The organism is Pseudomonas auratipiscis, assembly GCF_036324085.1.
GTDB lineage: Bacteria > Pseudomonadota > Gammaproteobacteria > Pseudomonadales > Pseudomonadaceae > Aquipseudomonas > Aquipseudomonas auratipiscis.
Genome location: NZ_JAZDCU010000004.1, coordinates 65,893 through 84,175, shown reverse-complemented (window position 1 = coordinate 84,175; position 18,283 = coordinate 65,893). Strand labels below are relative to the sequence as shown.

Sequence of the window (18,283 nt, the reverse complement as noted above, 5' to 3'; positions counted from 1 at the left end):
TCAGAGCAGCGCGAGCCGGGCTCGCCGATCCGGCATCAAGATGCCTGGGTCTTGCCCTGAGGGTTGGCGTCGGTCTGGGCGTTGTCGCTCTCGGCAACCGGTAGGTTACGGGCGATGACGCCGCGATACAGGGCGGCTCCAAGGATCGCTCCTATGATCGGCGCAAAAATCGGAATCAGGAAATAGGGAATGTCACGACCGCCAGTAAAGGCGATTTCGCCCCATCCAGCGAGGAATGCCATCAGTTTGGGCCCAAGGTCACGAGCAGGGTTCATGGCAAAACCGGTCAGGGGACCCATTGCGCTGCCGATCACGGCAATCAGCAGTCCGATCAACAGTGGCGCCAGGGCGCCTCGTGGCAGGCCGTTGTTGTCGTCGGTCAGGGCCATGATCACTGCCATCAACACCGCGGTAATGATCATTTCGACCAGAAAGGCTTGAGTCGTGGACAGTGACGGGTGTGGGTAGGTCGAGAATACCGAGGCAAGTTCCAAGCTGGCTTGGCTGCCACGGATCATTTGATGCGCTTGTTCGAAATCGAAGAAAAGATTGCTGTAGAGCGTGTAAACCAACGCGGCGCCACAAAAGGCGCCGGCGATCTGGGCAATGATGTAGAAGGGCAGCTTGTGCTTTTCGAAGCCTGCGAACAGCCACAGGGCAATACTCACCGCAGGGTTCAAATGCGCGCCGGAAACCCCGGCAGTCAGGTAGATCGCCATGCTTACGCCGACGCCCCAGATGATGCTTATTTCCCATAACCCGAAACTGGCGCCCGCGACCTTGAGCGCGGCGACGCAGCCGGTGCCGAAGAAGATCAGCAGCGCGGTGCCGAGGAATTCGGCCATGCACTGACTTGAAAGTGTTGGTTGTCGCTGAGCAGTCGTCATTCGTTACCTCGGTTCTTGTTGTTGTGAGGCGCTGTGAGCGCTCGACAAAAACCCGACAGAAATCCCCATTTCAGTCAGGCAGCGGCAGGAAATGCACCTTATCGGGGCATAGCTATATTCAGAATCGAAAAAATATAGACAAGAAACGCTTATGTCAAAGGTCGAAAGTGAACCGTCGTTCATAATCTGACTATTGGCGACATTAAGGGGCGTTGGATGATGCGCAGGTTTTGCCCTAAAGTAGCTGGCGGAAAAGTACTCAACTATTTGTTTGGAGTCGCGCATGACCCCCGCTCTGGATCTGCTGAAAAAAGTTCGTGCCGAACACACAATCCACAGCTATGAACACGATCCCAAAGCAGCGTCCTACGGCCTGGAAGCAGCCGAGAAGCTGAGTCTTGAGCCGGTACGAGTGTTCAAGACCTTGTTGGCGAGCAGTGAAAAGGGGGAGTTGTTGGTGGCCGTTGTCCCCGTCGTCGGTAGTCTGGATCTGAAGGGGCTGGCGCATGCGGCGGGCGTCAAGAAGTGCGAAATGGCTGATCCCGCGGCCGCTCAACGTTCCACAGGCTACCTGCTCGGTGGCATCAGCCCGCTGGGGCAAAAGAAGCGATTGCGCACGTTCATCGACGAATCGGCTCAATCCTTTGAAACAATTTTCGTCAGTGCCGGGCGCCGAGGCCTGGAGGTGGAGTTGGCGGCTGCGGTGCTAGCCGAGCACACTCAGGCAAAATTCGCGGCCGTTGCCCGCGGCTGAAATCTGTATGCTCGAAATCGGACGATTCTGTCTCTGTCGGCCGCCAGCACCGACAGGGCATGCTCTGCGGCCCGCCACACAGAGAGAGTCGTTCCATGCAGCTTGAATTCCATCAGGTCGATGCTTTCAGCGACCGTCCCTTCGCTGGTAACCCGGCCATGGTCTATCGCCTTGATAGCTGGCTCACCGACGAGCTGATGCAGCAGATCGCCGCCGAACATAACCTGGCCGAGACAGCGTTCGTCGTTCCCCGCGCCGAAGGCTGGCAGATTCGCTGGTTTACGCCCACCACTGAAGTGCCGTTGTGCGGTCATGCAACCTTGGCCAGTGCCCATGTGTTGTTCGACGTCTATAAAGAACCCAGTGAGCGGCTGCAGTTTCAAAGCCGATCCGGCCCCTTGGGTGTCACCCGTGAGGGCGAGCGCCTGCTGCTGGATTTCCCACGTAGCGATCCGCAGCCATTGGTCGAGAATGTGCCGGTGGCCGAGGCGCTGGGGTGCCCAGTGTTGGAAGTATGGAAAACTGCGGAGCTGTTGGTGGTGGTCGAGTCTGAGCAAGTGTTGCGGGCCTGTGCCCCGGACATGGCCGCTTTGGCACAACTCCCGGGGCTCGGGGTGATTGTTACGGCGCCGGGCATCGACCACGATTTTGTTTCGCGTTACTTTGCCCCGGGAATAGGCATCCCCGAGGACCCGGTAACGGGCTCGACGCACTGTAGCTTGACGCCGTACTGGGCGAATCGACTGGGCAAGACCGAGCTACGAGCGTTTCAGTGTTCGAGCCGGGGCGGGGCCTTGTTCTGTCGCTTGGAAGGGGATCGTGTGAAGATTGGCGGGCACGCAAGGCGTGTGGCCAGTGGAACCTTGATGCTCTAACAACATCGCGGGGCTTGCCCCGCGATGAGGTCGTCGATCAAACCGCCGAGCTATAGCGGCGAACACCGTTCTCGAGTGCCGGCAGTTGCGCTGCGACACTGCCCGGCACGGCAAACACCACCAAGTGGTCCGCTGCCACTTCAATTCCCACATCGCTACCAACCTGATGATCGTTGTGGCTCGGGAAGATTGCTTCGAGTTGGCTGCCGGTGGGCAGTTGCAGTCGATACAGGGTGGATGCGCCGAGGAAGCTTTTGCCAACGATCAGCGCCTTCAGCTCGCTATGCGGGGCGTGAATGATGTCGTCGGGGCGCAACAGCACGTCCACGGCACTTCCCGGTGTCAGGTTGTAGGCGCGGTTGCCATGCAGTTCACCGAGCTCGGTATGCACCGATTCCGGACTGGTCAACTGGCCACGAATGAAATAGCCCTGGCCAATGAAGCTGGCGACGAATGGGGTCAACGGTTCGTGGTAGAGGTTGTATGGCGTGTCCCACTGCTCCAGGCGGCCTTCCTTGAAGACGCCGACATGATCGCTCACGGCGAACGCTTCTTCCTGATCGTGAGTTACCAGAATTGCGCTGGTGCCACGGCTTTTGAGAATCTCGCGAACTTCATGGCTGAGGCGGCGGCGCAGCTCCACATCGAGGTTGGAGAACGGCTCGTCGAGCAGCAGCAGTTGTGGCTCGGGTGCCAGTGCGCGGGCAAGGGCAACCCGTTGCTGCTGGCCCCCGGAAAGCTCGTGAGGATAGCGTTTGCCAAGACCGCCGAGCTTGACCAGCTCGAGCATTTCTTCAATCACCTGGCGCTGTTGCGGATGCTTGGCAATACCGAAGGCGATGTTCTCGGCGACGGTCAGGTGTGGAAATAGCGCGTAGTCCTGAAACACCATGCCTATTCGGCGTTTCTCCGGTGCCAGGGTAAAACCGGCTTTGGAGATAACCTCGCCGCCCAACTGTATTTCACCTTCGTGTACCGGTTCGAAACCGGCGATGGCGCGCAGGGTAGTGGTCTTGCCGCAGCCTGAGGAGCCCAGCAGGCAACCAATGTCGCCGGCATTCAGGTGCAGGTTGAGGTTCTGGACGATGCGCTGCTCGCCATAGCCACAGGCGAGTTCGCGCAGGTTAAGCAGTAAAGGTTGACTCATGCGTGGTGATAGGCCGGTTCAACAAGAAATTCGAGAAGCGCCTTCTGTGCATGCAAGCGGTTTTCAGCCTGGTCCCAGGCGACCGAACGGGGGTCGTCGAGCAGGTCCATACTGATTTCCTCGCCACGGTGGGCGGGCAGGCAATGCATGAACAGGGCATCGGGTGCTGCCAGGTCGAGCAGTTCGCGCGTTACCTGGTAAGGCGCGAACAAGGCCAGACGACGTGCAGTTTCCTCCTCCTGACCCATGGAAGTCCAGACATCGGTGCTCACCAGATGGGCACCCTGTACGGCTTCCTTCGGTTCGCGGAAGATCTGTACGCGGCCACCGGCCTGGGCTAGAAACTGCGGATTGGGTTCGAACTCGGCCGGGCAGGCGATGCGCAACTGGAAGTCGAACTGGATGGCCGCTTCTATATAGCTGTTGCACATGTTGTTGCCATCACCGATCCAGGCCACTGTTTTGCCCTGGATCGAGCCACGGTGCTCGAGGAAGGTTTGCATGTCGGCCAGCAACTGGCATGGGTGCAAATCGTCGGACAGACCGTTGATGACCGGAACGCGGGAATTTGCCGCAAATTCGGTCAGGGTACTATGGGCGAAGGTGCGGATCATCACCGCATCCAACATGCGCGACATGACGATGGCGCAGTCGCCGATCGGTTCACCACGGCCCAGTTGGGTGTCCCGTGGCGACAGGAAGATGGCCTGGCCGCCGAGCTGGATCATACCGGCTTCGAACGACAGGCGAGTACGGGTCGAGGACTTTTCGAAGATCATTCCCAGTACGCGGTTTTTCAACGGTTCGAACAGTACGCCGCGGTTACGCAGGTCCTTCAGCTCGATACCTCGACGGATCACACTGAGCAGTTCTTCGGGTGTGAAATCCATCAGGGAGAGAAAGTGCCTAGCGCTCATTTTTGACTACCTTTTTGCAACAGACCGCAGATCAGTCATACCGGTTTTCTGAAACAACGGAAGTGACCTGCGGCGAAAGCCGCACGGGGCGACGAATTAGGGGAAGACGCAATACTATAATTAAATGTCGCGCCATACCAAGAGGGGGTTTCGTCACCGATGTCTGAGGTAGTGTCGTAACCCATTGGATAGAAGCTTTTTTTATACGTTACACAGGGGTTTTACACTGCCTGCCAGCGCCTTGGCAAACTCGCTTGCTGGCTGCGGGGCGAATCGCTGCGCCTGATGGGCGAAGATTCACGCGACAAACCTCACTGGTGCGCAGGCAAGGCCGGGCTCATAGTCATCTTCATCCCAGACCCCCGAGCAAGAGGTGGCCATGAACAAGACCTTGCATCACCGTGCCTGTCATCTGTGTGAAGCCATCTGCGGCTTGACCGTGGAAGTCACCCATGAGCCCGATGCCGCCCCGCGCATCACTTCGATCAAGGGTGATCATCAGGACCGCTTCAGCCGCGGCCACATCTGCCCCAAGGCGGTGGCCCTGCAGGACATCCAGAACGATCCGGACCGACTGCGTGCGCCCCATAAGCGAGTGGGTGACAGTTGGCAGGCAATCAGTTGGGAAGAGGCCTTCGAGCTGGCCGCAAGCAGGCTTTGGGCGATCCAACAGGCACATGGTCAGAATGCGGTGGCGGTTTATCAAGGCAACCCGAGCGTGCACAACTATGGCTTGATGACTCATAGCAATTACTTCCTCGGCCAACTCAAGACCCGCAATCGCTTTTCCGCCACCTCAGTGGACCAGTTGCCACAACACCTCACCAGCTATCTGATGTATGGCCACGGCTTGCTGCTGCCCATTCCTGACATCGACAACACAGAGTTCATGCTAATCCTGGGTGGCAACCCGCTGGCATCCAATGGCAGCATCATGACCGTACCGGACGTCGAGAAGCGCCTCAAGGCTATTCAGGCCCGTGGCGGCAAGCTGGTGGTGGTCGATCCGCGGCGCAGCGAAACGGCCGCCATTGCCGATCAGCATCTGTTCATCCGTCCGGGCGGTGATGCCGCGTTGCTCAGCGGCCTGCTCAACACATTGTTTGCTGAAGGGCTGACCCGCGCCTCGGCATTGCCGGTGGATGGCTTGGAAACGGTAGAGGCGGCGTTGGCGCCCTTCACTGCCGAGGCCATGAGCCCCTTGTGCGGTGTCGATGCCCAGGTGATTCGGCAGTTGGCGCGCGACTTTGCTGCCGCGGATAAAGCGGTCTGTTATGGGCGCATGGGGGTATCTACCCAGTCCTTCGGAACCTTGTGCCATTGGCTGGTGCAATTGATCAACCTGGTCAGCGGCAACCTCGACCGGGTCGGAGGTGCACTGTGTACCGAACCGGCGGTGGATCTGGTGGCGACGACTTCGGGTGGGCATTTCAACGTCTGGCAAAGCCGCGTCTCGGGATTGCCCGAGTACGCCGGGGAGCTGCCGGTGGCGGCGTTGGCTGAAGAGATGCTGGTTGAGGGCGAAGGGCAGGTCAGGGCCTTGGTGACGGTAGCTGGCAATCCGGTGTTGTCGACGCCCAATGGCCGGCAGCTGGAGCGGGCATTGGATGGCCTCGAGTTCATGCTCAGTATCGACCTGTACATCAACGAGACCACGCGCTACGCCGATTTGATCCTGCCCTCGACTTCAGCGTTGGAGAACGATCATTACGATGCCACCTTCAACTTGCTGGCGGTTCGCAACGTCAGTCGTTTCAATCGGGCCGTCCTGCCTAAACCGGAGGGCGCCTTGCATGACTGGGAGATCTTCGTCGGCCTGGCCAAGGCCTTCTCTGCGATCAGTGGCAAGGCGTTGAAGCCGACCATGTCTCCTGCGCAAATGATCGATATGGGTTTACGCCAAGGGCGCTATGGCGATGCTTGCGCGTTAAAACTGTCGCTGCAGGGCCTGGAGCAGCATCCGCACGGCGTCGACCTGGGGCCGTTGCAACCAAACCTTGCGCTGCGCTTGAAGACTGCCAACCAACGGCTGCAGGCGGCACCTGAGACAATTCTGCGGGATTTGCAGCGCTTTGCCCGACAACAGCCGTTGGCTCCAGGTCAATTGCTGTTGATTGGTCGTCGCCATGTACGCAGCAACAACTCCTGGATGCACAACTTCCATCGCTTGGTAAAAGGCAAGCCGCGCCATCAGTTGCTGATGCACCCGGATGATCTCGCCAGCCGCCAGTTACAGGATGGCCAGCGGGTGCGCATCAGCTCGCGGGTCGGGGAAGTGGAAGTCGAGGTGCAGGCCAGCTGTGACATGATGCCGGGGGTGGTCAGTCTGCCCCATGGCTTTGGTCATGCTCGTCCGGGGGTGCGAATGGACGTTGCCCAGGGCCAGCCTGGCGCCAGCGCCAACGACCTGACTGATGAGCATCAATACGATGCGGTGTCGGGCAATGCGGCGCTCAATGGTGTGCCTGTGCAGGTGGTTGCCGCCTGATGTCGGTGAGCCGAGCGTCGCGCTCGGCTTTCCGATACAATGCGACACCGTGCCGACAACCAGGTCGGAAAGTTCAGCCGCGAGGTGCTTCATGGATATCATTGAAACAATCAAAGAGCAGATTGCTAACAACACCATCCTGCTTTACATGAAAGGCTCGCCGAATGCCCCGCAGTGCGGCTTTTCGGCCAAGGCCGCACAGGCCGTGATGGGTTGCGGTGAGAAGTTCGCTTACGTGGATATCCTGCAGAATCCGGAAATTCGCGCCAACCTGCCAAAATACGCCAACTGGCCGACCTTCCCACAATTGTGGGTTGGCGGTGAGCTGGTTGGCGGCTCCGACATCATGGCTGAAATGTTTGCCAACGGCGAACTGCAGACCCTGATCAAGGATGCTGCAGCCAAGGCTGAGGCTGCCAAGGCCTGAGTCAGGTCTTCGCGCAACAAAAAGCCCCGCAATGCGGGGCTTTTTGTTGCGCCTGAAAAACGAGGTTATTCGCCCATCTGCGACTGCAGGTAGTTTTCCAGACCGACTTTGTCGATCAAGCTCAGTTGGGTTTCCAGCCAGTCGATGTGCTCTTCTTCAGATTCGAGGATGTCTTCGAGCATCTCACGGCTACCGAAGTCACCGACCGTTTCACAATGAGCGATAGCTGCCTTGAGGTCGATCAGGCCTTTTTGCTCGATCTTCAGGTCGCACTCAAGCATTTCCTTGGTGTGCTCGCCGATCAACAGCTTGCCCAAGTCCTGAACGTTGGGGATGCCTTCCAGAAACAAAATACGCTTGATCAGTTTGTCAGCGTGTTTCATTTCGTCGATGGATTCCTTGTACTCGTGCTTGCCGAGCTTTTCCAGACCCCAGTCTTCGTACATGCGCGCATGCAGGAAATATTGGTTGATTGCGACCAGCTCGTTTCCGAGGATCTTGTTGAGATGCTGGATGACGCTAACGTCGCCTTTCATGATGGGGTCCCGCCCTATAAGTGTGCCTATAAGCAAGAGTTTGAGCCCGGTAACTACGACTGTCAAACCTAAGTTATTGAATAATAAATAAAAATTAATCGGAATAAGAATGTTTGTGTTCCGCGTTTTAAGCCTAACTTATTGAATTACAGGCATAAAAAAACCGGACACGAGGTCCGGTTCTTGGAATAGGGTGTTTTACGCTGCAGTAAATTCTACAGGGTAGGGCAGTGCAGCCTGGCTCAATTGCAAATCAGTCAGGGTTTCACGCACAACCTGCTTGGCCAGGCACGCACATTTGCCGCACTGGCTTGCCACGTTAGTGGCATTTCGGACTTCCTTGTAGCTGCAGCATCCTTCATAGATCGCATCGCGGATCTGTCCGTCGGTTACACCAACACAAAGACACACATACATAGGGCAGACCATCACTGGTAAAGGCTCAATGCGAAGAAGCTTAATGTTAATGAGAATGCTTGTCAAAGCACAATCCGCCGATCCGTGAACAAGAGCGACCAATGGCACGGAGGGAGGAGATCGCTGCTTGAAATTCGGCGCGTAGCGCAAGGCGGTGTATCATGGCCGGCCTTTGCACTGTCAGTTGGCTTATGCCGGCTTGCACAGCGTGTTTCAAACCATCAGGAGATATCTAATGAGCGTACTCGTTGGCAAAACTGCCCCGGACTTCACCGTTCCAGCCGTTCTGGGCAATGGCGAAATCGTCGACAGCTTCAACCTGGCCTCGGCCATCAAGGGCAAGTACGGCCTGGTGTTCTTCTACCCTCTGGACTTCACCTTCGTCTGCCCGTCCGAGCTGATCGCTCTGGATCACCGCATGGCCGATTTCCGTGACCGCAATGTTGAAGTGATTGCCGTTTCGATCGACTCGCACTTCACGCACAACGCCTGGCGTAACACCCCGATCAATGCCGGTGGCATTGGTCAGGTGCAATACATCATGGCTGCTGACATGAAGCACGACATCGCCAAGGCCTATGACGTTGAATCCGAAGGCGGCGTAGCCTTCCGTGGCGCGTTCCTGATCGACGACAAAGGCGTAGTTCGTTCGCAGATCATCAACGACCTGCCACTGGGTCGTAACATGGACGAGCTGCTGCGTCTGGTCGATGCTCTGCAGTTCCACGAAGAGCACGGCGAAGTTTGCCCGGCAAACTGGAAAAAAGGCGACAAAGGCATGACCGCATCGCCAGAAGGCGTTGCTGCTTACCTGAGCGAAAACGCCGGCAAGCTGTAAAAGCGAGCCACAAAAAAACCGGCCTATATGGCCGGTTTTTTTATGGCCTGCAGACGCGGGCATCAGTCGTTGAAGTCGTGCCAGCCGCCCATTTCTTTCCAGCGGTTGACGATACCGCAGAACAGTTCGGCGGTTTTTTCGGTGTCGTAACGAGCTGAGTGGGCTTCACGACCGTCAAAGTCGATGTCGGCACTCTGGCAGGCGCGGGCCAGCACTGTCTGACCATAGGCAAGGCCAGCGAGGGTTGCAGTGTCGAAGCTGGAGAACGGATGAAACGGGTTGCGTTTCATGTCGTTGCGCGCAACGGCTGCGTTGAGGAAACCAAGGTCGAAGCTGCTGTTGTGGCCAACCAGGATTGCCCGTTTGCAGCCATTGGCCTTCAGTGCCTTGCGTACGCCGCGGAAGATATCGGTCAGGGCCGACTCCTCGCCCACAGCCATGCGCAGTGGGTGATCTAGCTTGATACCGGTGAACTCCAGCGCCGCCTGTTCAATGTTGGCGCCTTCGAAAGGCTCGACACGGAAGAAATAGGTGTGTTCCGGGAACAGGAAGCCTTTTTCATCCATGCCGATGGTCACCGCTGCGATTTCCAGCAGGGCATCGGTGGCGCAATTGAAGCCACCGGTTTCCACGTCCACTACTACAGGCAGGTAGCCGCGAAAGCGTTCTGCCATTGGGTGGCGAGGGCCACCGATTGGACCGTCCTGGTCGTCGTACAGATCTTCACTCACGCAGTTTCCTCCAGCAGGCGCCAGCGCAGTTGCTCACCGGCGCGCAGCGGGATAACAGTCTGCTCGCCGAACGGCAAGCTGCTTGGGGCGGTCCAGCTTTCGCGGACCAGAGTAATGGTGTCGGTATTGCGCGCCAGGCCATAGAAGTCAGGGCCGTGCTTGCTGGCAAAACCTTCGAGTTTGTCCAGCGCATTGCGTTGTTCGAACGCTTCGGCGTACATCTCGATCGCCGCATAGGCGGTGTAGCAGCCGGCACAGCCGCAGGCAGCTTCCTTGGCGTGACGGGCGTGGGGTGCCGAATCGGTGCCGAGGAAGAATTTGCTGCTGCCGCTGGTAGCTGCGTCCAGCAAGGCCACCTGATGGGTGTTGCGCTTGAGGATCGGCAGGCAGTAGAAGTGCGGCCGAATCCCGCCAACCAGCATGTGGTTGCGGTTATACAGTAGGTGCTGGGCGGTGATCGTCGCGCCGACGTTGGCCGGGGCCTCGTTGACGAACTGCACAGCTTCACGGGTAGTAATGTGTTCGAACACCACTTTCAGGGTCGGGAAGCGCTCGACGACGCGACGCAGATGCTCGTCGATGAACAGCTTCTCGCGGTCGAACACATCGATCTCGCTACGCGTTACTTCACCGTGTACCAGCAGCGGCATGCCGACTTCGGCCATGGCTTCGAGTACGGGGAAGATGTTGTCGATGCTGGTGACACCAGAATCGGAGTTGGTCGTGGCGCCAGCCGGGTAGAGCTTGGCCGCATGCACGAAACCGGTGGCCTTGGCTGCGCGGACTTCCTCGGGTTGGGTGCGATCGGTCAGGTACAGCACCATCAGCGGTTCAAAGCTGCTACCGGCCGGGCGAGCGGCCAGAATGCGCTCACGATAGGCGCCGGCTTCGGCAGCATCGCGCACTGGCGGGACCAGGTTGGGCATGATGATTGCGCGAGCAAAGGTGCGCGCAACATCGCCAACGGTGTGGGGCAGCACAGCACCATCGCGAAGATGGATGTGCCAGTCATCGGGACGCAGGAGGGTCAGGCGGTCGGACATTGGGGATTCCAGGCGGGTCGTACTCAGGGTGAATGCTACCGGAAAAGCGGGGGGTGAGCACTCGCTATCAAGTTTTGCCGCGCTTGACCGATAGCCTGCGGGTATACCGTGAAAATCTGTGGAGCCGCCCGTGCGCCAGCGTTATCTAGCCCTGCTCAGTGTGTTTGCCTGCTTGCCTGCGACGGCACTCACTTTCCAGACTCGTCTGGAGAATATTGAGTGGAAGGTCGAAGGCGATCAGTTCGAATGCCGTCTGGTACAACCGGTTGCCGATTTCGGCAGCGGTGAGTTCGTGCGCCGTGCCGGTGAGCAAGCCACTTTTCAATTGCGCTCAAGCAGCAATGTATTGGGTAGCGGCTCAGCTGCGTTGCTCGCTGCTGCGGCGCCGTGGCAGCCGGGGCGCGGCGATATCAACCTGGGATCGGTACGCATGGCGCGCAGCGGCGTACTGTTTACCAGTACCCAGGGCCAGGCCAGCCGTCTGATCAACGGTCTGCTCGACGGGCGCAGCACCGTGGTTCGCAACCATGCAGGCGAAGCCGGACGGGCGATGGAGGTCCGCTTGTTGCCGGTGAAATTCAGCAAGGCGTACGGTGACTACCAGCTTTGTACAGCCAAGCTGTTACCGATGAACTATGACCAGGTTCGTCAGGCACGGGTAGGTTTTCCCGGGGGCGGTATTGAACTGGATGCCAGTGCCAAAGCACGCCTGGACATTATCCTGGCGTTCCTCAAGGCCGACCCTACGGTCAACCGGATCGAAATCGATGGGCACTCCGATAACAGTGGCAACCGTCTGACCAACCGCGACCTGTCCCGGCGCCGCGCCCTGGCAGTGATGGAATATTTCAAGGCGCATGGCATCGCTGAAGACCAGATCAGGGTACGCTTTCATGGTGAGCGCTATCCGCTGGCGGCCAACAATTCAGCTGCCAACCGTGCGCGCAATCGCCGGGTGAACATTCAGCTCGATCGCGTGCCAGCGGTTGAGACCGCTGCCGAAAAAGCCGCTGAGCCTCGCGTCAACCCGGCAGCACAAATTGACCCTGGCAAACCTTCAGCCAAGTCTTGAGCTGCGACCGTCCGTCGCGCTCTCGACAGTTCCTGTCGCTTTGTCGTCACAAGCTGTCGCCCCACTGTAAATTATTCTGCAAGGTCGGTAGAATCGACGGTTTTCCGTACAACCCCGTGGAGTGATGGCATGGCGGACGTAAAAAAGGTCGTACTGGCGTATTCCGGCGGCCTTGATACTTCGGTGATTCTCAAGTGGCTGCAGGATACCTACAACTGTGAAGTGGTGACTTTCACTGCCGACCTGGGGCAGGGCGAGGAGGTCGAGCCGGCCCGCGCCAAGGCTCAGGCGATGGGCGTGAAAGAAATCTACATCGATGACCTGCGCGAAGAGTTTGTGCGTGACTTCGTATACCCGATGTTTCGTGCCAACACCGTTTACGAAGGAGAGTACCTGCTGGGTACCTCCATCGCTCGTCCGCTGATCGCCAAGCGCCTGATCGAAATCGCCAACGAAACCGGCGCCGATGCCATCTCCCATGGTGCTACCGGCAAAGGTAATGACCAGGTACGTTTCGAACTGGGCGCCTATGCACTCAAGCCAGGCGTTAAAGTCATCGCTCCTTGGCGTGAGTGGGACCTGCTGTCCCGCGAGAAGCTCATGGATTATGCCGAGAAGCACGGCATTCCAATCGAGCGTCACGGCAAGAAGAAATCGCCTTATTCGATGGACGCCAACCTGCTGCACATCTCCTACGAGGGTGGCGTGCTGGAGGATACCTGGACCGAACACGAAGAAGACATGTGGAAGTGGACCAAGTCGCCGGAAGCCGCGCCTGACGTTCCTACCTATATCGAACTGACCTACCGCAACGGTGACATCGTCGCCCTCGATGGCGTTGAAATGACGCCAGCCACTGTGCTTGCTACGCTAAACCGCATTGGTGGCGAAAACGGTATCGGTCGTCTGGACATCGTCGAGAACCGCTATGTCGGCATGAAGTCCCGTGGCTGCTACGAAACCCCAGGCGGCACCATCATGCTGCGCGCGCACCGGGCAATCGAGTCGATTACCCTGGACCGTGAAGTCGCTCACTTGAAAGACGAACTGATGGTCAAGTATGCCAGCCTGATCTACACCGGCTACTGGTGGAGCCCGGAGCGTCTGATGCTGCAACAGATGATCGACGCTTCCCAGGTAAACGTGAATGGTGTTGTTCGCCTGAAGCTGTACAAGGGCAACGTGATTGTCACTGGCCGTCAGTCTGACGACTCCCTGTTCGATGCCAATATCGCAACCTTCGAAGAAGACGGTGGCGCTTACAATCAGGCAGATGCGGCAGGCTTCATCAAGCTCAACGCGTTGCGCATGCGTATTGCTGCAAACAAAGGCCGTTCGTTAATCTGAATGGCTATTTGAAAGAAAACCCCGGGCATGCCCGGGGTTTTTTTTTATCTGTCGAATGATTGAGTTGTAAGGGTTGTGCGAGTTCCTGTTTCCATGTTGTAGAGCGTCCATGTGCTGCCTTGAAATTGCACCTGTTTAAGTGCGTGGGTCGCAAAGTGTTCGAACAGTTGATTGGCCCGCGCTCCACTCAAGGTAATGGTTACCCGTGCCTGTACACATTGCGGTGATTTTTCGCTCCGTCGAACAAATTGTGTATCGGCATCTTCCTGGGCCTCATTAGATATCTCATCCATTTGCACTTGCATCGACGGCACGATCGGGTCGCCTATCGATGCATCTATGGCCAAAGCAGAATCTGTTGAGAGATGGGGTGGGAGGGAAGGCCCGGCATCGGTATTGGAAGGCAAGTAGAGGGATTTGTAGTTGAAGTTCAGCGTTAGAAAGAAAAGAACAGTAAGAAAAAATGGGAAGCCCACTAGAAACCAGGTGTAGGTCGTTTGGCTTTCTTCACTCAGAAAAGGTAATGAGGCAAGTGCCGATGCTTCGATAATTCCGGCGAATATTGCAATGATGGTCAATGGGCTTCTAGGCTCGGCATTGCTCATAGTGCTTTCCTCGTCCTTGGCATTTCCAGTCGAGTTGTATGTTTTCGGGAAGTTAAGCGGCCTGGCACTCGGTCGGGTTTCTGGGTGGGTACTTATTGCCCGGCTTTTCTTTTACTTGAAGTGTGCGGAACATATCGATCCAATTTAAAGGAAATTTCCTGCACGTCTAAAGGGTTTGAGACCGAAGATATTTACTTGTCCAAGTGCTATTTTGAGCTGTGACGTTTGCTTTTGTATCTCCAAGAGGCACTGCTGGAAAAGCATCGAGTGCCTAGGTTTAAGTATTTTGTAGGACTAATCCTCATTAGGCGTAGGTTTTATCTTTGTGTGCATTTGCTCGCGGGTGTCGCAATACAATATGTCTTGTGACTAGGCTATTGTGCGAGCTCAAAAAAAATCGAATAGCGAACAATTGGATCTGCCCATGAATAAAGTGCTGATCGTGGATGATCATCCGGTCATTCGCCTGGCGGTACGTATGCTGATGGAACGGCATGGTTATGAAGTCATCGCGGAGACGGATAATGGCGTGGACGCATTACAGCTGGCACGGGAACATGATCCGGATATTGTCATTCTTGATATCGGTATTCCCAAGCTTGACGGACTTGAAGTCATTGCCCGACTTACCATCACCTGCCCGGGAGCCAAAGTTCTGGTACTGACCTCACAGGCGCCAGGACATTTTTCGATGCGCTGCATGCAGGCAGGTGCTGCTGGTTACGTCTGCAAGCAGCAGGACCTGACTGAGCTGCTCAGTGCAATCAAGGCGGTGCTCTCTGGCTATAGCTACTTTCCGAACCAGGCCTTGCATTCGGTGCGCACCAACCTGGGAGGGGCGAGTGAGGCAGACATGGTCGAGCGCCTGTCTGGGCGAGAAATGATGGTGCTGCAGCAACTGGCGCGAGGTAAGACGAACAAGGAAATTGCAGATGGCATGTTCTTGAGCAACAAGACAGTCAGCACCTACAAGACTCGCCTGCTGCTGAAACTAAACGCACGATCACTGGTTGATCTGATCGAGTTGGCACAGCGCAACGGCTTGCTTTGACGGTATCAAGCGTGACAAAGCCTCCATGAAGGAGGCTTTGTCGCAGCATCTACTGTTGAACTGCCTGGAGTTAATGGCAATTTAATATCGGATCGTTAGAGGTCAAAATCATAATCAGCCAACTGTTTCTGCAGGCGACGTTCTTCCAGCAGGTTATCAATGGTACGGCGCTTGCTGAGGTTGATTTTCGCTACTTCGACAGTCGGTTCCACATCGTCTGACTCAACAGAAGAGACTTCTTCATCTACATCCAGGTCTTCTTTAACGGTGCTCATATGTCACTCCAAGCCTAAAGGCCATTTGCGCACCTTATAGCGAGATTTCATGAGCGGGTAAAAAAGATTTTTTCAATCGAGTGAGCACCATTCTCACTATCGCCTCAATCGTCGGAGGTTTTCTGCTTGTATTCACACAGATCTTCTATTCGGCAACTGCCACAGCGGGGCTTGCGCGCCAGGCATACGTAGCGTCCGTGCAGAATCAACCAGTGATGAGCATCGAGCAGGTAAGCTTTAGGCACAAATTTCATCAGCGCCTTCTCAACCTCAAGCACGGTCTTGCCTGGCGCAATGCCGGTGCGGTTACTGACGCGGAAGATGTGCGTGTCCACCGCCATCGCCAGTTGCCTGAATGCGGTGTTGAGCACTACGTTGGCGGTCTTGCGACCGACCCCGGGTAACGCTTCAAGTGCCTCGCGGGTTTGCGGCACCTGGCTGCCGTGTTGTTCCACCAGCAAGCGACAGGTCTCGATTACATTGCGAGCCTTACTGTTGTACAGGCCGATGGTCTTGATGTACTGCGAAAGCCCATCGACACCCAGGGCATAAATAGCCTCCGGGGTGTTGGCCACTGGATAGAGCTTGGCCGTCGCCTTGTTCACACTGACATCGGTAGCCTGGGCTGAAAGAATCACTGCAATCAGCAACTCGAAGGGTGAGGAATAGGCCAGCTCTGTCTTGGGTTCCGGGTTGTCTTCATGCAGCCTGCGAAATATTTCCAGGCGTTTGGCAGCATTCATGGGGTCAACGCTTTCCTTGACGACGTAAGGGGGCTCGCGACAGGCAAGCCCTGTTGTACAGGGCCAGTAACAAGCCCAACAGAAAAAGTGCACCGGGTAGCAGCGTCGCCAGACGTAATCCAGCCCATCCAGCCAACTCCCGAATAGCTCCCAGGGCTGTACAGAGGAGGATGAATCCACCGAGCAACCTGGCCGTTTGCCGCCAGGGCTGTCTGTCGGTGCGCGCGTGCTCGAATACCAGGCATTGTACGGCGATCAACATTGGATAGGGGGTCAATGCCTGGTGTAAAGGCAAGGCCCAGGCACGCAGGCTCAGGTCCAGGCAGGTAACGAGTGTGGCTGCCAACAACACGCTCGCCAGCAATCTGCTGCGGTCTTTTAGCGCGCGTCGCAACGCACCCATGGCTACTTGATGCAAGGCGATCAGCAATACACTCAGGCCTGCGATCGCGCAGGCGTTGAGCAGCGTCTGCGTGGCGCCCAGCAACGGTGCCAGGCTCACCGCGGTCAACCAATGTTTACTCATCGCGCCCTTCCTCCAGCAACTGCGGACGATGTTCGTCGAAGTAGCGTAGGGCGTCATGAATTGCGTGAATCACTGCACGTGAGGTCACCGTAGCACCTGCCAACTGATCGAATTGCCCATGGTCGCGTTTGAGTGCCCATGCGGCGTCGGCAGTGCTATGGCGATTGGCACCGTTGAAGCCTTGTAGCCATTGGTTGCCCGGTTCGACCAACTTACCGCCAAGACCAGGGGTTTCCTGCTGGCGAATTACCTTGCTGGCAATAAGACGTCCCTGAGGATCGATAGCGATCAACAACTCGAGTTTGCCGGCGTAACCTTGGACCTGGCTGTGCAGTACCACGGCGCTGAGCTTTGCGCCAAGCGTGGCACGATAGCCTGCCAATAGCTGGCTGTGCTCCAGGGAGGGGCTACTCAATACCAGTGGGAACTGCAAAGGCTGGTTGTCGTAGGTTTCCTCTGGCAGAACACTGAGCCAGGTTTGCGCTTTGAGTTTCTGTTCGGCTTTGCTTACATCGGATGCGCTGAAGTGTTGCCAGAGCATGCTGCTGCCAAGGCTTGCTGCAGCAACCAGCGCCAGCATCGCGGCTGTACGAATCGAAGAACTGTTCACGGGGTCACCGCATTGCGCCGATCGGCCCAGCGCTCAAGTGCCGGTACACACAGGTTCATCAATAGCACCGCGAACGCCGTGCCGTCTGGGTAACTACCCCAGGTGCGAATCAAATAGATCAGAATCCCCATGCCAATACCAAACAGCAGGCGGGCTTGCGGGGACCTGGGTCCGGAAACCGGTTCGGTGGCGATAAAAAACGCCGCGAGCATGGTCGAGCCGCTGAACAGGTGGAGCAGCGGAGATCCATTGGAGTCCGAGCCTGTTCCGTTCCAGCAAAGCAGACTGACAATGAATAGACTTGCCAGCAAGCCCACTGGGGCCTGCCAGCTGAAGACCTTGCGTTGCAGCAACAGCAAGCCCCCAAGCAAAAAGGCAAGGTTGACCCATTCGCTGCCTCTGCCGCCTAGTTGGCCGAATCCTGCGTGGCTGTTGAACAGTTCGTCCATGGTCAGGCTGCGATTGTTGCGCAAGCCATCAAGTATCGTGGCTTGGCTCCAGGCATCGGCTTGTGCGTTGCCGCTCAGGCCGAATACATGCTGCAGGCTTGTCGCTGCGTCGAGCAACTGCGCGCCCGGCCATTGGGTCATGTGTTGAGGAAAGGTCAGTAGCACCACTGCATAGCCGAGCATGGCGGGGTTGAAGGGGTTCTTGCCGACGCCGCCGTACAGATGTTTGCCCAGGGCAATGGCACTGGCACTAGCGACGACCGGCACCCACCAGGGGGCGTATGCGGGCAAGGCGACTGCAAGCAGGGTCGCGCTGACCAATGCGCTACCGTCGTTGAGCGCGATCAGCACCGGTCGCTGTTGCAGCTTCAGCAGCAATGCTTCGCTGGCGAGTGCACTGGCTGTACACAGGATCAAATTGAACAGCGTGCCCCAGCCATGCTGCCAAAGCAGCGTCAGCACCCCGGGCAGGCATGCCAGCAGCACCAGCATCATGGTGCTGCGCAGGCGCTCGCTGATATCAGTGACTGGCATGGGAGGTAACC

The 18,283-nt window shown here is 57.1% G+C and carries 21 protein-coding genes; 8 read left to right on the top strand and 13 right to left on the bottom strand.

From position 1 onward, the window contains the following. Positions 1 to 35: 35 nt before the first annotated feature. Positions 36 to 887 (bottom strand): MIP/aquaporin family protein, encoded by an 852-nt coding sequence (locus V0R60_RS07035; RefSeq protein ID WP_136474866.1) that lies wholly within the window; start codon positions 885 to 887, stop codon positions 36 to 38. A 283-nt stretch (positions 888 to 1,170) separates the two neighbouring features. Between V0R60_RS07035 and ybaK the strand changes: the two genes are divergently transcribed. Further along, positions 1,171 to 1,641: a Cys-tRNA(Pro) deacylase gene (gene ybaK, locus V0R60_RS07030; protein ID WP_136474867.1), complete on the top strand. Its 471-nt coding sequence runs from the start codon at positions 1,171 to 1,173 to the stop codon at positions 1,639 to 1,641. Positions 1,642 to 1,736: 95 nt separating this feature from the next. After that, positions 1,737 to 2,516 carry a PhzF family phenazine biosynthesis protein gene (locus V0R60_RS07025; protein WP_330080163.1) on the top strand — a complete coding sequence of 260 codons (780 nt, stop codon included), beginning with the start codon at positions 1,737 to 1,739 and terminating at the stop codon, positions 2,514 to 2,516. 37 nt (positions 2,517 to 2,553) lie between these two features. Here V0R60_RS07025 and V0R60_RS07020 read toward each other — a convergent pair whose 3' ends face one another. Next, positions 2,554 to 3,663, bottom strand: a complete 1,110-nt coding sequence (locus tag V0R60_RS07020) for an ABC transporter ATP-binding protein (RefSeq protein ID WP_136474869.1) — start codon at positions 3,661 to 3,663, stop codon at positions 2,554 to 2,556. After that, on the bottom strand, positions 3,660 to 4,580 hold the full coding sequence (argF, locus tag V0R60_RS07015) for an ornithine carbamoyltransferase (protein WP_136474870.1): 921 nt from the start codon (positions 4,578 to 4,580) through the stop codon (positions 3,660 to 3,662). The genes V0R60_RS07020 and argF overlap by 4 nt, the downstream gene beginning before the upstream one ends. Positions 4,581 to 4,959: 379 nt before the next feature. Here argF and V0R60_RS07010 point away from each other — a divergent pair, with 379 nt between their 5' ends. Next, a complete protein-coding gene (locus V0R60_RS07010) occupies positions 4,960 to 7,068 on the top strand; it encodes a molybdopterin oxidoreductase family protein (RefSeq protein WP_330080162.1) in 2,109 nt (702 codons plus the stop codon). Positions 7,069 to 7,159: 91 nt separating this feature from the next. After that, positions 7,160 to 7,495: a Grx4 family monothiol glutaredoxin gene (gene grxD, locus V0R60_RS07005; RefSeq protein WP_038999109.1), complete on the top strand. Its 336-nt coding sequence runs from the start codon at positions 7,160 to 7,162 to the stop codon at positions 7,493 to 7,495. Between the two features lie 65 nt (positions 7,496 to 7,560). Here grxD and bfr read toward each other — a convergent pair whose 3' ends face one another. Together bfr and V0R60_RS06995 are read right to left on the bottom strand one after the other, a co-directional pair. Beyond that, positions 7,561 to 8,031 (bottom strand): bacterioferritin, encoded by a 471-nt coding sequence (gene bfr, locus V0R60_RS07000; protein WP_116548853.1) that lies wholly within the window; start codon positions 8,029 to 8,031, stop codon positions 7,561 to 7,563. Positions 8,032 to 8,229: 198 nt separating this feature from the next. Further along, on the bottom strand, positions 8,230 to 8,448 hold the full coding sequence (locus tag V0R60_RS06995; protein WP_136474872.1) for a bacterioferritin-associated ferredoxin: 219 nt from the start codon (positions 8,446 to 8,448) through the stop codon (positions 8,230 to 8,232). Between the two features lie 235 nt (positions 8,449 to 8,683). Here V0R60_RS06995 and V0R60_RS06990 point away from each other — a divergent pair, with 235 nt between their 5' ends. After that, complete coding sequence (locus V0R60_RS06990) at positions 8,684 to 9,286, top strand: peroxiredoxin (protein WP_136474873.1); 603 nt, start codon at positions 8,684 to 8,686, stop codon at positions 9,284 to 9,286. A gap of 62 nt (positions 9,287 to 9,348) precedes the next feature. On the opposite strand, the gene rnt is transcribed toward V0R60_RS06990, so the two are convergent. After that, positions 9,349 to 10,017 carry a ribonuclease T gene (gene rnt / locus V0R60_RS06985; protein WP_136474874.1) on the bottom strand — a complete coding sequence of 223 codons (669 nt, stop codon included), beginning with the start codon at positions 10,015 to 10,017 and terminating at the stop codon, positions 9,349 to 9,351. Further along, positions 10,014 to 11,060, bottom strand: a complete 1,047-nt coding sequence (gene pyrC, locus V0R60_RS06980) for a dihydroorotase (protein WP_136474875.1) — start codon at positions 11,058 to 11,060, stop codon at positions 10,014 to 10,016. The genes rnt and pyrC overlap by 4 nt, the downstream gene beginning before the upstream one ends. A 130-nt stretch (positions 11,061 to 11,190) precedes the next feature. Between pyrC and V0R60_RS06975 the strand changes: the two genes are divergently transcribed. Further along, positions 11,191 to 12,132: a flagellar protein MotY gene (locus V0R60_RS06975; protein WP_330080161.1), complete on the top strand. Its 942-nt coding sequence runs from the start codon at positions 11,191 to 11,193 to the stop codon at positions 12,130 to 12,132. 129 nt (positions 12,133 to 12,261) lie between these two features. Beyond that, a complete protein-coding gene (locus tag V0R60_RS06970; protein WP_136474877.1) occupies positions 12,262 to 13,479 on the top strand; it encodes an argininosuccinate synthase in 1,218 nt (405 codons plus the stop codon). Between the two features lie 44 nt (positions 13,480 to 13,523). Here the strand turns inward: V0R60_RS06970 and V0R60_RS26945 are convergent, their stop codons facing one another. After that, positions 13,524 to 14,084: a hypothetical protein gene (locus V0R60_RS26945; protein ID WP_371922254.1), complete on the bottom strand. Its 561-nt coding sequence runs from the start codon at positions 14,082 to 14,084 to the stop codon at positions 13,524 to 13,526. 424 nt (positions 14,085 to 14,508) lie between these two features. Between V0R60_RS26945 and V0R60_RS06960 the strand changes: the two genes are divergently transcribed. Further along, on the top strand, positions 14,509 to 15,135 hold the full coding sequence (locus V0R60_RS06960) for a response regulator transcription factor (RefSeq protein ID WP_136474878.1): 627 nt from the start codon (positions 14,509 to 14,511) through the stop codon (positions 15,133 to 15,135). 95 nt (positions 15,136 to 15,230) lie between these two features. Here V0R60_RS06960 and V0R60_RS06955 read toward each other — a convergent pair whose 3' ends face one another. From V0R60_RS06955 to V0R60_RS06935, 5 genes are all read right to left on the bottom strand, one after another. Continuing rightward, positions 15,231 to 15,410 carry a PA3496 family putative envelope integrity protein gene (locus V0R60_RS06955; protein WP_136474879.1) on the bottom strand — a complete coding sequence of 60 codons (180 nt, stop codon included), beginning with the start codon at positions 15,408 to 15,410 and terminating at the stop codon, positions 15,231 to 15,233. A gap of 104 nt (positions 15,411 to 15,514) precedes the next feature. Further along, positions 15,515 to 16,153 (bottom strand): endonuclease III, encoded by a 639-nt coding sequence (gene nth, locus V0R60_RS06950; protein ID WP_136474880.1) that lies wholly within the window; start codon positions 16,151 to 16,153, stop codon positions 15,515 to 15,517. Positions 16,154 to 16,157: 4 nt separating this feature from the next. After that, positions 16,158 to 16,679 carry an Rnf-Nqr domain containing protein gene (locus V0R60_RS06945; RefSeq protein WP_330080160.1) on the bottom strand — a complete coding sequence of 174 codons (522 nt, stop codon included), beginning with the start codon at positions 16,677 to 16,679 and terminating at the stop codon, positions 16,158 to 16,160. After that, positions 16,672 to 17,259 (bottom strand): RnfABCDGE type electron transport complex subunit G, encoded by a 588-nt coding sequence (locus V0R60_RS06940; protein ID WP_330080194.1) that lies wholly within the window; start codon positions 17,257 to 17,259, stop codon positions 16,672 to 16,674. Before V0R60_RS06940 ends, V0R60_RS06945 begins: the two co-directional genes overlap by 8 nt. Before the next feature lie 26 nt (positions 17,260 to 17,285). Beyond that, the gene (locus V0R60_RS06935; protein ID WP_136474882.1) at positions 17,286 to 18,272 is read right to left on the bottom strand and encodes an RnfABCDGE type electron transport complex subunit D; all 987 of its coding nucleotides are present in this window, start codon (positions 18,270 to 18,272) and stop codon (positions 17,286 to 17,288) included. Between the last annotated feature and the right edge of the window lie 11 nt (positions 18,273 to 18,283).

Excerpts from the sequence above, each read along its gene's own strand:
- V0R60_RS06995 (WP_136474872.1), bottom strand. The coding sequence starts at position 8,448 with ATGTATGTGTGTCTTTGTGTTGGTGTAACCGACGGACAGATCCGCGAT.
- V0R60_RS06990 (WP_136474873.1), top strand. The coding sequence starts at position 8,684 with ATGAGCGTACTCGTTGGCAAAACTGCCCCGGACTTCACCGTTCCAGCC.
- nth (WP_136474880.1), bottom strand. The coding sequence starts at position 16,153 with ATGAATGCTGCCAAACGCCTGGAAATATTTCGCAGGCTGCATGAAGAC.
- ybaK (WP_136474867.1), top strand. The coding sequence starts at position 1,171 with ATGACCCCCGCTCTGGATCTGCTGAAAAAAGTTCGTGCCGAACACACA.
- V0R60_RS07025 (WP_330080163.1), top strand. The coding sequence starts at position 1,737 with ATGCAGCTTGAATTCCATCAGGTCGATGCTTTCAGCGACCGTCCCTTC.
- V0R60_RS06945 (WP_330080160.1), bottom strand. The coding sequence starts at position 16,679 with ATGAGTAAACATTGGTTGACCGCGGTGAGCCTGGCACCGTTGCTGGGC.
- V0R60_RS06955 (WP_136474879.1), bottom strand. The coding sequence starts at position 15,410 with ATGAGCACCGTTAAAGAAGACCTGGATGTAGATGAAGAAGTCTCTTCT.
- V0R60_RS07010 (WP_330080162.1), top strand. The coding sequence starts at position 4,960 with ATGAACAAGACCTTGCATCACCGTGCCTGTCATCTGTGTGAAGCCATC.
- bfr (WP_116548853.1), bottom strand. The coding sequence starts at position 8,031 with ATGAAAGGCGACGTTAGCGTCATCCAGCATCTCAACAAGATCCTCGGA.
- grxD (WP_038999109.1), top strand. The coding sequence starts at position 7,160 with ATGGATATCATTGAAACAATCAAAGAGCAGATTGCTAACAACACCATC.
- V0R60_RS07035 (WP_136474866.1), bottom strand. The coding sequence starts at position 887 with ATGACGACTGCTCAGCGACAACCAACACTTTCAAGTCAGTGCATGGCC.
- V0R60_RS06970 (WP_136474877.1), top strand. The coding sequence starts at position 12,262 with ATGGCGGACGTAAAAAAGGTCGTACTGGCGTATTCCGGCGGCCTTGAT.
- V0R60_RS26945 (WP_371922254.1), bottom strand. The coding sequence starts at position 14,084 with ATGAGCAATGCCGAGCCTAGAAGCCCATTGACCATCATTGCAATATTC.
- V0R60_RS06935 (WP_136474882.1), bottom strand. The coding sequence starts at position 18,272 with ATGCCAGTCACTGATATCAGCGAGCGCCTGCGCAGCACCATGATGCTG.
- V0R60_RS06940 (WP_330080194.1), bottom strand. The coding sequence starts at position 17,259 with ATGCTGGCGCTGGTTGCTGCAGCAAGCCTTGGCAGCAGCATGCTCTGG.
- V0R60_RS07020 (WP_136474869.1), bottom strand. The coding sequence starts at position 3,663 with ATGAGTCAACCTTTACTGCTTAACCTGCGCGAACTCGCCTGTGGCTAT.
- pyrC (WP_136474875.1), bottom strand. The coding sequence starts at position 11,060 with ATGTCCGACCGCCTGACCCTCCTGCGTCCCGATGACTGGCACATCCAT.
- argF (WP_136474870.1), bottom strand. The coding sequence starts at position 4,580 with ATGAGCGCTAGGCACTTTCTCTCCCTGATGGATTTCACACCCGAAGAA.
- V0R60_RS06960 (WP_136474878.1), top strand. The coding sequence starts at position 14,509 with ATGAATAAAGTGCTGATCGTGGATGATCATCCGGTCATTCGCCTGGCG.